The organism is Thiomonas intermedia, from assembly GCF_002028405.1.
Classification (GTDB): domain Bacteria; phylum Pseudomonadota; class Gammaproteobacteria; order Burkholderiales; family Burkholderiaceae_C; genus Thiomonas; species Thiomonas intermedia.
Window position 1 is genome coordinate 2,031,871 of record NZ_CP020046.1, and the last position, 14,218, is coordinate 2,046,088.

The 14,218-nt window shown below is 64.5% G+C and carries 12 protein-coding genes; 9 read left to right on the forward strand and 3 right to left on the reverse strand.

All coding sequences use genetic code 11. The features are described from left to right. Positions 1–3: 3 nt before the first annotated feature. Together BVH73_RS09460 and BVH73_RS09465 are read right to left on the reverse strand one after the other, a co-directional pair. The gene (locus tag BVH73_RS09460; RefSeq protein ID WP_079418097.1) at positions 4–1,053 is read right to left on the reverse strand and encodes an MFS transporter permease; all 1,050 of its coding nucleotides are present in this window, start codon (positions 1,051–1,053) and stop codon (positions 4–6) included. 133 nt (positions 1,054–1,186) lie between these two features. Further along, complete coding sequence (locus tag BVH73_RS09465; protein WP_079418099.1) at positions 1,187–2,551, reverse strand: aspartate aminotransferase family protein; 1,365 nt, start codon at positions 2,549–2,551, stop codon at positions 1,187–1,189. A 232-nt stretch (positions 2,552–2,783) separates the two neighbouring features. On the opposite strand from BVH73_RS09465, the gene speB reads away from it, so the two are divergent. The 7 genes from speB (at position 2,784) to BVH73_RS09500 (ending at position 10,037) form a co-directional block, all read left to right on the forward strand. After that, entirely contained in the window at positions 2,784–3,737 is a 954-nt protein-coding gene (gene speB / locus BVH73_RS09470) for an agmatinase (protein WP_079418101.1), read from the forward strand. Positions 3,738–3,756: 19 nt separating this feature from the next. Beyond that, on the forward strand, positions 3,757–5,070 hold the full coding sequence (locus BVH73_RS09475) for an NAD(P)/FAD-dependent oxidoreductase (protein ID WP_079418103.1): 1,314 nt from the start codon (positions 3,757–3,759) through the stop codon (positions 5,068–5,070). A 262-nt stretch (positions 5,071–5,332) separates the two neighbouring features. Then, positions 5,333–6,595, forward strand: a complete 1,263-nt coding sequence (locus BVH73_RS09480) for an ABC transporter substrate-binding protein (protein ID WP_079418105.1) — start codon at positions 5,333–5,335, stop codon at positions 6,593–6,595. A 78-nt stretch (positions 6,596–6,673) separates the two neighbouring features. Next, positions 6,674–7,543 carry a branched-chain amino acid ABC transporter permease gene (locus BVH73_RS09485; RefSeq protein WP_079418107.1) on the forward strand — a complete coding sequence of 290 codons (870 nt, stop codon included), beginning with the start codon at positions 6,674–6,676 and terminating at the stop codon, positions 7,541–7,543. Between the two features lie 38 nt (positions 7,544–7,581). Continuing rightward, a complete protein-coding gene (locus BVH73_RS09490) occupies positions 7,582–8,535 on the forward strand; it encodes a branched-chain amino acid ABC transporter permease (protein ID WP_245800311.1) in 954 nt (317 codons plus the stop codon). Continuing rightward, positions 8,532–9,281 (forward strand): ABC transporter ATP-binding protein, encoded by a 750-nt coding sequence (locus BVH73_RS09495; RefSeq protein WP_079418111.1) that lies wholly within the window; start codon positions 8,532–8,534, stop codon positions 9,279–9,281. Before BVH73_RS09490 ends, BVH73_RS09495 begins: the two co-directional genes overlap by 4 nt. A 42-nt stretch (positions 9,282–9,323) precedes the next feature. Continuing rightward, positions 9,324–10,037: an ABC transporter ATP-binding protein gene (locus BVH73_RS09500; protein WP_079418113.1), complete on the forward strand. Its 714-nt coding sequence runs from the start codon at positions 9,324–9,326 to the stop codon at positions 10,035–10,037. A gap of 8 nt (positions 10,038–10,045) precedes the next feature. Here BVH73_RS09500 and pdxR read toward each other — a convergent pair whose 3' ends face one another. Continuing rightward, positions 10,046–11,560, reverse strand: a complete 1,515-nt coding sequence (gene pdxR, locus BVH73_RS09505; RefSeq protein ID WP_079418115.1) for a MocR-like pyridoxine biosynthesis transcription factor PdxR — start codon at positions 11,558–11,560, stop codon at positions 10,046–10,048. A gap of 334 nt (positions 11,561–11,894) precedes the next feature. On the opposite strand from pdxR, the gene BVH73_RS09510 reads away from it, so the two are divergent. Together BVH73_RS09510 and BVH73_RS09515 are read left to right on the forward strand one after the other, a co-directional pair. Beyond that, on the forward strand, positions 11,895–12,710 hold the full coding sequence (locus BVH73_RS09510; RefSeq protein ID WP_079420497.1) for a gamma-glutamyl-gamma-aminobutyrate hydrolase family protein: 816 nt from the start codon (positions 11,895–11,897) through the stop codon (positions 12,708–12,710). Between the two features lie 88 nt (positions 12,711–12,798). Continuing rightward, positions 12,799–14,181, forward strand: a complete 1,383-nt coding sequence (locus tag BVH73_RS09515; RefSeq protein WP_079418117.1) for a glutamine synthetase family protein — start codon at positions 12,799–12,801, stop codon at positions 14,179–14,181. The last annotated feature ends 37 nt before the right edge of the window (positions 14,182–14,218 follow it).

Genomic DNA, 14,218 nt, shown 5'->3' on the forward strand with positions numbered 1-14,218 from the left:
GGGTCAGGAGGGGGCGTGCGCGGCCATGCGAACCAACAGGTCGACCTGCAGCCGGGGGCCGGTGCCAGGTTGCAACGTGGCTCGCATGGAGGGAATCAGCAGCGAGGAGGGCCATGCGTCGCGGTGCCAGTTGCCGCCCTGGAATCGCCATGCACCGGTGAGTTGTCCCCGGTCGACGAGTACCTCCACCGGGCGCCTGAGCACGAGCGGCAGAACGGTTTGCGTGCCGGGGGCGAAGGTGTCGCCAGACACGTCGATCTGCACGGGCACCTCCAGGCCCGCGGGCAGAAGCACGATCTGGCGCGGCAGTGGGTGGCGGGAAAACTCGGCCAGGGTCTGCAGTGGCGCATCGGCTGGCTGCCGCGCATCGGCCATGCGCTGGGCCCAAAGCGGCGGCGCGAGGACCACGCCCAGCCAAAGGAGCAGTTTCACGCTGCGCAGAACAAACGGGGAACCGCGCGCTTGCCCATTTTCGAGCAGCACGGCCAGCAGCGGCATGCCCAGGCCGAAGGCCGCGGCAGCCAGGTGTTGCAGCGTCTGCACGTCCAGGCGAAACAGCACGCCGCAGACCCCGAACGCGATGAGCAGGCCGCCAGTCCATTCCACCAAGGGCTGAGAAAACAGGCCGTGCACGAACAGCCCCAGTCCCACGAGAACGAGCCAGAGCGGAAAGATGAGGTAGGCCCCGCCGTAGAAGAAAGTGGCGAACGTGCCCAGCACCCCGGTGGTGAGCAGCAGCCACCACACCTTGAGGATCTGGCGGTGGACGAAAGACCAGAATTCGTCGCGCGCCCGCTTGACCCGCCGTGTGAGCTGCCAGTCCAGCAGGCTGACCGCAGCGAGCACCACGCTCATCAGTCCCAGCCAGGCCAGGGCGCGATGCGTGGGGTCTGGCACCTGGTCTGCGGTAAAGAGGTGGTTGCTCACCAGAATCAGCCCACCGAAGCTCGCGCCCCAGAGCACGAGGCTGTGACGCTCCAGGCGCAGGCTGCGCTGTCCGGCGCCGAGCATGGCGTGAATGCTGTCGAGTTGCTGCGTGGCGAGGGGCGGCATCGGAAATTTGTGATTGAACTCTGCATTTCAGAGTGTATGGCTCTGAAATACAGAGTGTCAACCTGTCGATGCCCCGTCGTGGCAGGCTGTCCTTGGCGCGGGGCGCAAGAAACCTGCCCGGCCTGGCCTTGGGTCAGGCGCTTTTCAAGGTTTGCAGCGCGTCGTCGAACGCGTGGATCAGGGCATCCGCGTCGGCCTGGGTGTGGGCCGGGCTGGCCAGAAGCATGTTGTGGAAGGGGGTCAGCAAGACGCCGCGATTGATCAGCGCCAGCTGCAGCGCGGGCTCCAGCGCATCATCAAAGGCGGCACGGGCTTCGCTGCCGTTGCGCGGCCGCTGCGCCGCGAACTGCACTTCGCAGCGCGCGCCGATGCGCGTCACCGTCCATCGCAATCCGTGGTCCTCGATCACGCGTTCCAGCCCGCAGGCCACCTGTTCGGCGATGGCGAACATGTGGGCATAGGCGGCGTCGGTCATGACTTCGGCCAGCATGGTGCGCATGAGTCGCAGGGTGAGCAGGCCGGCCGACAGGGTGGTGCCGATGCCCGAGTGCCCGGGCGCGGCGGCAGCCTTTACGGCCTGCATGCGCGCGCCGACTTCGGTCGTGAAGCCGTAGGTGGCGCCGGGCGTGCCGCCGGCCATGGGTTTGCCGAGGATGAGCACGTCGGGCTGCAGGCCGTTGGCGCGGCAGTAGCCGCCAGGGCCGCACGAGAGGGTGTGCGTCTCGTCCATCACCAGGAGTGCGCCGTGTTCGCGGGTGAGCTGGCGCACGGCGTCGAGAAAGCCGGGCTCGGGCAGGACCATGCCGATATTGGTGAGCACCGGCTCGGTCAGCACGCAGGCGACGTCGCCTGCAGCGAGGGCGGATCGCAGGCCGTCGAGGTCGTTGAACTCGACGACCCGGGTGTGGGTGGTGAGGTCGACGACCTGGCCCAGCAGGCTGGGGCGGGTGTGGGTGGTGCCGCTGGGGTCGAGGTCGACGAACACATCGTCGACCGTGCCGTGATAGCAGCCGTTGAACACCACGATGTGTTTGCGCCCGGTGAGCGCGCGCGCCCAGCGCAGCACGAAGCGATTGGCATCGCTGGCGGTGGCGGTGAACTGCCACATCGGCAGGCCGAAGCGCCGCTCCAGCAGATCCGCCACGTCGAGCGCGACGGTCGAGGGCAGCATGGTGGTGGCGCCCAGTGCGCCCTGCTCCGCCAGCGTGCGGGCGATGGCCGCGGGGCTGTGGCCGAACATGGCGCCGGTGTCGCCCAGGCAGAAGTCGATGATGGCGTGACCGTCCACATCGAACAGGCGCGCACCCTGCGCCCTGTCCACATAGAGCGGCACGGGCGAAGGCGCATCGGCCATCCAGTGCATGGGCACGCCGAACAGAAAGTGGCGCTGGGCCTGCTGGTGCAGCGCGGCGCAGCGCGGATGGTCGGCCAGGAAGCGGGCGGATTCCTGCGCGTGAAAGCGGGCGACGCGCGCGGCGGAGAGGCTTGTGGAACTCATGACGGTGGGCGTCGGACGACGCTGTGGAAAACGGCTGACGCGCAGTATCGCGAAGCCCGCGGGGGCATGGCAAGCGCCGAAATGGCCCCGCGCACGGTGGGTAAAGTGGTTCTATCGTTCGTGAAGAATTGACGATATGGTTCAGACCGCTTGCAAGGCTTCATTGGCGTTGGGGCGGCGGCTTGTCCGCTGCCCGCTGAACTTCGCAGTCCGTTCACTTATTCAAAACATCATGGTTCAGCACGCTTTTGCCTATCTGTCGCAGCAAAGGTTCCTCGGCGCGGCTGCCTGCGCCGGGGAGTCGCCTTCCCCCCGTTTCGGGGTGGCGGGCGTGGCCTGGGATGGGGCGGTGACCAACCGCCCCGGCGCCCGATTCGGGCCCAACGCCATCCGCCAGGCCAGCCAGATGCTGTGCGATGCCACGCATCCGCTGTTCGACCTGTCGCCGACGGCCGAGATCTGCGATCACGGCGATCTTTATCTGCCCAACACCAGCCTGGAGACGATGCGCGCCGCGCTCGAAGCCCAGGCGCGAACGCTCCTGGCGCGTCAGCACATGGTGTGGCTGGGCGGCGATCACTCCATCACCCTGTCCTTGCTGCGGGCCCTGTGCGCGGTGCATGGGCAGCCGCTGGCGGTGCTGCACTTCGACGCGCATTGCGATACCTGGACCGACCATTTCGGTGAGCCGTCGGGCCACGGCACCTGGGTTTACGAGGCGGTGCAGGAAGGGCTGGTGGTGCCGCAGGGTGTCGTGCAGGTGGGCATCCGCTCGGCCGCGGAGCGCGCCGCGCGCGAGTACGTCAACACCATCGGCGGACGCGTGATCACCGCGCGCGAGTTGCGCGGCCTGGAGAGCGCGTCGCAGCTGGCGCCGGTCACGGCCGATATCCGCGCCCGGCTGGCCGCGGCGCAGGCTCCGGTCTATGTCACGCTCGACATCGACTGCCTGGACCCGGCGTTCGCCCCGGGCACGGGCACGCCCGAACCCGGGGGGCTGAGCAGCGCCCAGGTGCTGTCGCTGCTCGAGGAGCTTTGCGCCATGCAGCTTCCCTTTGTCGGCATGGATTGCGTGGAGGTGTCGCCGCCCTACGACCACGCCGAACTCACCTCCAACATCGCCGCGCTCTGCGTCTGGACCTATCTGTGCGCGCGGCTCGCGGCGGAACCGTCCCCGCTGACCTGACTCTGGAAGGATCCCCCGCATGATGCGGCTGGAAGAACAGGCCCAGCGCCTGATCGAGAACTCGTATTACGTCGATTCCGCGCATGCCGCGCCGCGCCGCGCGCCGCTCGAAGGCGAGGTGCAGGCGGATGTGTGCATCGTCGGCGGCGGTCTGGCCGGGCTTTCGGCCGCGCTGGAACTGCGCAAGCGCGGCATGCAGGTCGTGCTGCTCGAAGGGCGGCACATCGGCTGGGGCGCCTCGGGCCGCAACGGCGGCCAGGCGCTGGCGGGCTACGCCAGCGAGATGGAGCCGTTCGAGCGCCAACTCGGGGCCAAGAGCGCGCACTTCGCCTGGGAAATGTCGCTTGACGCCATCCGCCTGATGCGCAGCCGCATCACCGACTACGGCATCGACTGCGACTGGACGCCCGGCGCGATGAGCGTGGCGGTCACGCCCAAGAAGGCCCGCGCCCTGCATGCCTGGGCCGAGCACATGCAGCACGAATACGGCTACACCCATCTGCAGAGCTTCGACGCCGAGCAGACCCGCAGTCTCATTGCCAGCAAACGCTATTGCGCCGGGGTGCTCGACGATTTCGGCGGCCATTTGCACCCGCTCAACTACACGCTGGGACTCGGTCGCGCCGCGCAGGACGCCGGGGTGCTGATCCACGAGCAATCGCCGGTGCTGAGCGTCAAACCCGCCGCGCAGGCGGGGGGCGGCAAAGCCCTGGTGCAGACCGCCAGGGGCAGCGTGCGCGCGCCTCATGTGCTGCTCGCGGGCAATGTGCAACTCGGTGATGTGTCGCGCAAGCTGGCCCGGCGCATCATGCCCGTGGGCACCTACATCATCGCCACCGAGCCGCTGGGCGCGCAGCGCGCCCGTTCCCTGGTGCGCAATCGCGCCTGTGTGTGCGATACCCAGTTCGTACTCGACTACTACCGGCTGACCGGCGACGATCGCCTGCTGTTCGGCGGCCGGGTGAGCTACTCCACCGCCACGCCGCGCGATCTTGCGGCGACCATGCGCCGCAGCATGCTGGCGGTCTATCCGCAACTCAGCGATGTGAAGATCACCCATGCCTGGGGAGGCTTCGTCGACATCACCATGAACCGGGCGCCCGACTTCGGCCGCATCGCGCCCGATGTGCTCTACCTGCAGGGCTTTTCAGGACACGGCCTGGCCTTGACCGGCATGGCCGGCCAGCTCGCCGCCGAAGCCATCGCCGGACAGGCCGAGCGTTTCGACCTGTTCACCCGGCTGCACCACAAGCCCTTCCCGGGCGGCGACCTGCTGCGCACCCCCGCGCTGGTGCTGGGCATGCTCTGGTACCGGCTGCGCGATCTGCTGTGAAGAGCATGCCGCCGAGTCGCGGCGATGGCACCCCATTCCCGTGAATCAAGGCAAAACACTTTCACCCAGCTGGCGGAATTTGCGGGTACACCCTAAGGGTTCGAGACCGGTCTTCAGCGACCCATAACTTGCGTTCACACGGATTACATCGAGTTTCAAATCATCCAGATTCTTCCCCTATCTCTTTTCCAACGGCCTCCCTATAGTCGTCTCGGTTCACAAAAGACGTCATTTCATTTTGGCGGCACAACAGGAGACAGGCATGAACAAGGAAGACTCGAAGGAGCAGGTTCAGATGGATCGTCGCACGCTGATCAAGGCGGGCGGCGCGGCGGGCTTGGCTGCTTTGCTGGGCACGCAGGTGCCGAGCTGGGGCGCCGGCGAGACGCCGGTGAAGATCGGGATGATCGACCCGATCACCAGCACGTTTGCTGCGCTCGGTCAGAGTGAAATCAAGGGCGCGCAATTCGCCGAAGCCGAGATCAACAAGGCGGGCGGCGTGATGGGGCGCCCCCTGCAAATCTTCGTGGAAGATAGTGCGGGCAACCCCGGCACGGCCGTGGACAAGGCATCGCGTTTGCTGAGCCAGAACAAAGTTGATTTCCTCATGGGTACGGTCAACTCGGCGGCATCGCTTGCTGTTTCGCAGTTCGCCAATCGCCACGACAAACTCTTTGTCTGCACTGGTGGACACGTCGACAGCCTGACTGGCAAGGAGTGCAAGACCACAACCTTCCGCACCTGTTCGACCACCTGGATGCTGACGGCCGGGGACTTCGAGACGCTATACAAGAAATTCGGCAAGAAGTGGTACTTCCTGACGACCGACTATGCCTTTGGCCAGTCGGAGCAGGCCGACTACACCACGCAACTGAAAAAGGCCGGCGGTACGGTTGTGGGCGGCGCGCTGGTGCCCGTGGGGGCCACCGATTTCTCGTCCTACCTGATCGACGTGAAAGCCAAGTCGCCGGATGTCATTTGTCTGCTTCTCGCCGGCAATGACCAAGTGAACTGCATGAAGCAGATCGCGCAATTCGGTATCAACAAGGACATCGCGGTCGGCGGCGCACTGTTCGAGCTGGAACAGGCGCAGGCGTTGCCCGAAGCCGCACGCTACGGCTGGTGGACCATGGAGTGGTACTGGAATCAGCCGAACACGCCACATGTGGCCGATTTCGTCAAGCGCTACACCGCGGCACACAAGGGCGAGTACCCCACAGCGCGGGTGTGGTTTGGCTATGCCACCACGCATGCCATTCGGCTGGCCGTGGAAAAGGCCAAGTCGCTTGAAACGGCCAAGGTGGTCAAAGCCATGGAAGGCTTGGTGTTGCCGCCGGAGATCGCGCTGCAGCCCGGCAATGTGTTCTACCGCGCAGAAGATCATCAACTCATGCTGGGCATGTTCCCAGGTCATGTGATTCAAACAGGAAAGTACCCGAATCTGTTCGACGTTTCGGGCATCGTGCCTGGCGAAAAGATCGCGCTGCCACCTTCCCAGACCGGCTGCGTGCTGCCGCGCGCCTGAAGCGCTGCTGCGCGCACCTGCAGGCTCGCCATGGCGCGAGTCTGCAGCCTGTCCACTTGCTGCTGCGGAGGCCTGGCCTTGAATCTCGTTCTCATCTTCAACACGTTCAACGGGCTGATCACCGGGGCGTTCTATGCGCTGCTGGCGCTCGGTCTGGCGCTCATACTCGGGCTGAACAACACCATCAATTTCGCCCAGGGCGCCTTCATGGCGCTGGCAGCCTACTTCGCCTACACCCTGGAGCCGAGCCTCGGATTCTGGGGATCGCTGGCCGTGGCGCCGCTGCTCGCCGGGGTGCTGGGCCTAGCGGTCGAGGTGTTTCTCATTCGGCGTCTATACAAGCGCGATCCGCTGTATTCGCTGTTGCTGACCTTCGGTCTGGCGCTCATCATGCAGGATGTGATCCGCACGGTCTGGGGCGCCAACGGGGTGCCGCTGTCCATCCCGGATTCGCTCGGGCATCCGCTGAGCCAAACCTACTTCTTTCTCACCGGCTATCGCCTGTTCGTCGTTGCCGTGGCTCTGGTGGGTACCGGGGCGCTGTTCGCCGTGTTGCGCTACACCCGACTAGGTATCCGCATCCGAGCCGGCAATGCCGATCTCGAAACGGTCTCGGCGCTAGGCGTGAACATTTACCTACTGCGAACCGCAAATTTTGTCATCGGCATCGTGTTCGCGGGCGTGGCCGGCATTTTGGCGGCGGGTCAGCTCGGGCTGGAGCCCACGATGGGCGATGGGCTGCTCATGCCGGCTTTTGTCGCCATCGTGGTGGGCGGCGTGGGCTCCTTGATGGGTTCTCTCCTGGGAGGGTTGCTCATAGGCGTAGCCTCGGGCGTGACGACCGCCTACTTTCCTGCAGCGAGTGAAGCGGTGATCTATCTCATCATGGGCTTGATGCTTGTGGTGAGGCCCCGCGGGCTCATGGGTCAGGAGGGATTATTCGAATGAGCGCTTCGGCACCTACCCTACTTACTTCACCATCTGCCATGCGACCCTCCAATCTCAAACAGCACCTTGGTACCGGGGTTTTGGCGCTGGTGCTGCTCACCGCACCAGCCTGGCTGCATTACGTCGGGGGTTACAACGATATAGCCTCAAGGGTGCTGATCTATGGCCTGGCTGCCATGGGCCTGAATCTGCTGCTGGGTCACACCGGCGGACTCTCGTTCGGGCATGCTGCCTATTTTGGCCTCGGCAGCTATGGCGTCGGCCTGATGCTCAAGTACATGACGCACAACGTGCTGTTGGCGCTGCTGGGGGGCACTTTGCTGGGAGGCGTGGTGGCTGCCGTGCTCGCGCCGATCGCCGTGCGCCGCCGCGGCATCTACTTCGCGATGATCACCATTGCCATCGGGCAGATGTTTTACTTCATCGCGATTCGCTGGCAGGCGGTGACCGGCGGCTATGACGGGCTCACCGGTTTTTCTCGGCACGCCCTGCATCTGTTTGGGTTCGACTGGACGATGGGCTCCATGGGCTTTTATTACCTCGTCGTGGCCTGCTTTGCGCTGGGCGCCCTGGTGCTGTGGATCGTGTTGAACTCGCCGCTAGGGCACACCTTTGTGGCCATCCGTGAAAACCAAAAAAGACTGACCTTTCTGGGGTTGCCGGTGCAGCGCTATGCGGCGATTTCTTTCGCACTGTCGGGCTTCATCGTGGCGCTGGCCGGTGGGCTCAATGCCTTACTGGACAACTTCACCTCGCCTAACACGCTGAACTACACCTTTTCGGGGGATCTGGTGGTGATTGCCGTGCTGGGCGGAATGCGAAATTTCTGGGGGCCGCTGGTTGGTGCGGCCATATTTGTTCTCGTCCGGGATTACGCCAGTTCTGTGACTGACAACTGGATGTCCGTGATCGGCCTGATATTCGTGCTGTCGGTGCTGTTTTTCCCGCTGGGCGTCATGGGGTTTTTGCAGCGCAAGGGGAAGTCGACATGAGCCAGCTGCAATTGCACAAAGTCTCGCGCCGCTTTGGCGCACTTAAGGCGCTGACCGACATTTCCATGAGCGTTCAGCCGGGAGAGTTGCGAGCGGTTATCGGCCCCAATGGCGCGGGCAAGACCACGTTGTTCAACCTGATCAGCGGTTTTTTCCCCCCGAGCGAAGGACAGATCCATTTCGACGGCAAGCCCATCCAGACGGTCAATCCCGGGGAGTTGGTGAAGCGGGGGATCATCCGCACCTTTCAGATCACCGAGATATTTCGCTCCCTTACGGTATATGAAAACCTACGCATTGCCGTGGAGGTGGCGCAAGGTGTGAACCTTCGTCCCTGGATGGGGCGCGCGCTGCGCAAGCGCATCGATGACCAGGTGGACGAGTTGATGCATCTGGTGAAGATCGACGGCAAAGCGAACAGGGTGACAGGCGAAATGTCCCATGGCGACCAAAGGGTGGTCGAGGTGGGCATTGCGTTGGCCCGGCGGCCCAAGCTGCTTCTTCTCGACGAACCGACGGCGGGAATGGGCGATGAAGAAACGCACCACATGACCGGCCTGATCCGTGATCTGAACAAAAATCGGGGCATCACGACGCTGTTTGTGGAACACGACATGGAAATCGTGTTCGGCATTGCCGATCGCATCACGGTGCTCGACAACGGATCTCTGCTTGCCGAAGGTACGGCCGGCGAAATTGCCGGCAACGCGCGAGTGCAGGCGGCCTATCTCGGTCAAGCGGCCTGACCCCTCTGCCTCACGGCGACATCTTCACAGGAATCCTCGCTCATGACCGCAGTCCTCGAACTCGACAACATCCACACCTACTACGACAAGAGCCATATCCTCAAAGGCGTGTCCATGACGGTGGGGGAAGGCGAACTCGTCGCCTTGCTTGGCCGCAATGGCGCTGGAAAAACAACGACCATGCGTTCTGTCATGGGGCTCACGCCGCCGAGGCGGGGCAAGATCAAATTTTTCGGCAAGGATATGACCGGGGCCTCGCCACACCGCATTGCTGGATTGGGTGTGGGCTATGTGCCCGAAGGCCGTAAGATTTTCGGCCACCTTACGGTGCATGAAAACCTGCTTGTTGTGCACGAAACCCCGGGGCGCTGGAACATCGAAGGCGTGTACGAGCTTTTCCCACGCCTGCATGAACGCCGCACCAGCAAAGGCGGACGCCTGTCAGGTGGCGAGCAGGAGATGCTGGCTATTGCACGCGCTTTGCTGCTCAACCCCAAGCTGCTTATCCTCGACGAGCCCTCGCAGGGTTTGGCGCCAGTGATCGTGCAAGAGGTGATGCGAACGGTGGGGCGCATGAAAGAGGAGGGAATTTCGGTCCTGCTGGTCGAGCAGAACGCCTTTCTCGCGCTGCAACTGGCCGACCGCGCCTACGTGCTGTCTGAAGGAGAGATCGTCTTTTCGGGCGATGCGTCCGCATTACGAGACGACAAGGCCCGGATGGAACAACTGGCGGGTGTGGCGCAAGCCGCAGCCTAGGAGCAGCCTCAATCCGGCAACTGGCTGCGAATGAGTTGACACAGCTTCTGCGCCCAGGGCGGCACCCGCTCGGTAGGCACATAGGCATAGCCCAGGATCAGGCCGCGCTTTTTCTGCTCGCCGAGGTAATAGCGCGATAGCGGACGCACCGTCATGCCCTGAGCGTCGGCGGCGCGGGCGATGGCCTCGTCGTCCACATCGGGCGTGTTGAACAGCAAACAAAGGTGCAAGCCGGACTCCTGGCCCGAGATCTGCACCCGCTCGCCCAGGCAGCGCTGGATGCGCCGCGCCAGCTCGTCGCGCCGCGCCTGGTAGGCCACGCGCAGACGGCGGATGAGGGTGTTGAGATGGCCCTCGGTGATGAAGTCGGTCAGCGCCGCCTGCAGCATGAGCTGACCCGGGCGGTACAGGTCGTAGAGCCCGGTGTTGAAGGCGGGCAGCAGATCGGTCGGCACCACCAGATAGCCCAGACGGATGCCGGGGTACATCACCTTGGAAAACGTGCCCGAGTAGAGCACCTGCGCATGGTCGTCCAGCCCCTGCAGGCTGGCGAAGGGGCGGCCGCCGAAACGGAACTCGCTGTCGTAGTCGTCCTCGAAAATCCAGCAGCGCTGCTGCGCGGCGAACTGCAGCAGGGCGCGGCGGCGCTGCAAGCTCATCACATGGCCCAGCGGGTACTGATGCGAGGGCGTGACGTAGATCAGCCGTGGCCGGCCCTGCTGCCAATCGGTGGCCGAGGGTGCCATGCCCTCCAGGTCCACATCGATGGGCTTGAGCTTCAGCCCGGCGGCCTGCAGCGCCCGGCGCGCGCCCCAGTAGCAGGGGTTTTCCACCCAGGCCTCGTCGCCGTGATCGGTGAGCAGTCGCGCCGCCAGGTCGAGCGACTGCTGCGTGCCCGAGGTGATGAGCACCTGCTCGGGCGTCACCCGTACCGAGCGTGACAGGCTGAGGTAGCCCGCAATGGCGACGCGCAGCGGCATGTAGCCGCCTTCCTGTCCATAGTCGAGCAGGTCGCGGTCGAGGCTGCGCCAATACTTGGCCTGCAGCTTCTGCCAGAGCTGAATGGGGAATTCGGCAAACTCGATCTCGCCCGGAGCAAAGGGCTGCACCTCGAAGTCGACCGAGCCCGACTGCGCGGTCAGCAGATTGCCGCGCTGCGAGAGTTCGCGCGGCGAGCTGCCCGCGCCATGGGGCTGGGTCTGCTTGCGTCCCCTCGCGGGGCTCAGCGGGCCGAGTTCGGGCAGGGTCTCGGAGACGAAGGTGCCGCTGCCCTGGCGCGCGGTGAGGTAGCCTTCGGCGGTGAGTTGGTTGATGGCCGACATCACCGTGTTGCGCGAGAGGTTGAGGTCACGCGCGAGGTCGCGGGTGGAGGGCAGTTGCACCCCGGCGGTGATGCGCCCCGCCAGAATGGCCCCGCGCAGCGAGAGATACAGGCGGCGGTTGAGTGGCGGGGCCAGGCCGGCATCGCCTTCGACGCGCTGAAGTTCGGTGAGCAGGAGTTCGGAGAGTGCGAGTGGTCGCATGATGCGGCGTGGTGATGAGGGCCCGGTGGACTTGTCGCCCCGCGTCAGGCCGCCCGGGAAGCCTCGAAGAAGCCGAAACTGGCTCCATGACAAAAGCGGGGAGTGGCACTTCCGAGAGTACCAGTTGGCAGGTAAATTGAGTCTATCGAATCACGCTAACCTAAGGAAAACCCTAGGATTTTTTGTTTCTGAAGTGGTGCGCCAGCTTGTTGCGCTGCACCAAATGGGGGCGCGAAAATGCACCAGCTCCGTCGCCCGTTGAATCGGGTGTTGCACCCCAACGGCAATCGCGCTCCACTGACCCCGTACCTCCTTGAAGGCCCCGTTGTCGATCATGCCGTCTTCTCCCGTTCCGTATCCCCGCGTCGCTGTCACCACCGATCTGAAGATGGTGGGCGGGCATCCAACCTATGCCGTGACGCAGAAGTATGTCGATCCCCTGCTGCCGCTGGCCGGCGTGTTGCCGCAGCTATTGCCGTCGATGGGGGCCGATCTGCCGATCGACGCGGTGCTCGACGGTGTGGACGGGCTGGTGTTCACCGGCTCGCCCTCCAATATCGAACCGCATCATTACGGCCAGATCCTGAGCAACCCCGAGTCGCCGGCCGATCCGGCGCGCGACGCCACGACCTTGCCGCTGATCCGTGCGGCCATCGCCCGCGGCATTCCGGTGTTCGGCATCTGCCGCGGCTTCCAGGAGATCAATGTGGCCCTCGGCGGCAGCCTGCTGCAGGAGGTGCACAACACGCCGGGTTTCGATGACCACCGCGAAGATGACGCGCTCGACGCGGCCGGGCAATACGGCCCCGCGCATCGCCTGCAGGCCGTGCCCGGCAGTCTGCTTGCGGCCATCGTCGGGGCCGACTCCTGGGAGGTCAACAGCCTGCATGGCCAAGGCATCCAGACGCTCGCGCCCGATCTTCTGGCCCAGGCGCACGCGCCCGACGGTCTGACCGAGGCCTACATCTATCAACCCGTCCACCGCGCCGCCCACAGCCCTGAGCCGGGTTTTTTGCTGGCGGTGCAGTGGCATCCCGAATGGCAGGCCGCGCAAAACCCCGTGTCGCGCGCGATCTATGCCGCTTTTGGCAACGCCTGTCGGCAGTTCGCCGCGCGCAAGCGCGAGGACACACTGGCGCACGCTGCCTGAGCAAACCCCGCGTCCGCCTTTGGCGTTCAAAGTGGACGTGTCCATTGGAATCATCCAAGAAACAAGAAACGCAAACTGGAATCCCATCATGAGCAGCAGCGACAACCGCAAACAATGGACCTTCAACGACCTTGAAGGCTGGCTCAACGCCCAACGCATCACCGAAATCGAGTGCCTCGTGCCCGACCTGACCGGGGTGGCGCGCGGCAAGATCCTGCCCCGCAGCAAGTTCACCGAAGACCGTGGCATGCGTCTGCCGGAAAGCATCATCGGACTGACCGTGACCGGCAACTGGCCCGAGGACGAGCGTCTCGACACCCTGATCGCCGATACCGACCGCGACATGAATCTGGTGCCCGACCCGAGCACGGCGCGCGTCGTGCCCTGGGCCACCGATCCCACGGCGCAGGTCATCCACGACTGCTACTTCAAGGACGGCGAGCCCGTCGATTACGCCCCGCGCTCGGTGCTGAAGAACATGCTCAAGCTCTACGCCGACAAGGGCTGGGCGCCCGTGGTGGCGCCCGAGCTGGAGTTCTATCTGGTCGACAAGAACACCGACCCTGACCAGCCGCTGCGCCCGCCGGTGGGCCGTTCGGGCCGCGCCGAAACCTCGCGCCAGCACTACAGCATCGACGCCGTCAACGAGTTCGATCCGCTGTTCGAGGACATCTACGACTATTGCGAGGCGATGGATCTCGATGTCGACACCCTGATTCACGAAGTCGGCGCCGGGCAGATGGAAATCAACTTCCTGCATGGCGACCCGCTCGATCTGGCCGACAAGGTGTTCTTCTTCAAGCGCACCCTGCGCGAAGCGGCGCTGCGCCACAACATGTTCGCCACCTTCATGGCCAAGCCCATGGCCGGCGAGCCGGGCAGCGCCATGCACGTGCATCAGAGCATCGTCGATCGCAAGACCGGCATGAATGTGTTCAGCAACCCCGACGGCAGTGCGTCGGAGCTGTTCCACAACTACATCGGGGGCCTGCAGAAATACATTCCGCACGTCATGGCGCTCTTCGCCCCGTATGTGAACTCGTATCGCCGCCTGGTGGCCAATACGGCGGCGCCGACCAATGTCGAGTGGGGCGCGGACAACCGCACCGTGGGCATCCGCGTGCCGTTCTCCAATGCGGAAAACCGCCGCATGGAAAACCGCGTCATCGGTGCCGACGCCAACCCCTACGTCGCGCTGGCGGCCAGCCTGGCCTGCGGCTATCTGGGCATGGTCAACAAGATCAGCCCGCTGCCCGAAATGAAGACCAATGCCTACGCGGCGCCCAATGCCATTCCGCTGCCGCAGAGCCTGTCGGAGTCGGTGCGTGCGCTCGACGATGCACCCGAGCTCGAAGCCATTCTGGGCAAGCGCTTCTGCGGCATCTACAAAGCGGTGAAGATGAGCGAATACGCCGAGTTCATGAAAGTCATCAGCCCCTGGGAGCGCGAGCACCTGCTGCTGCATGTCTGAGCGGCTCTGCCAGCAAAGGCAGCTTCAACCACAAACC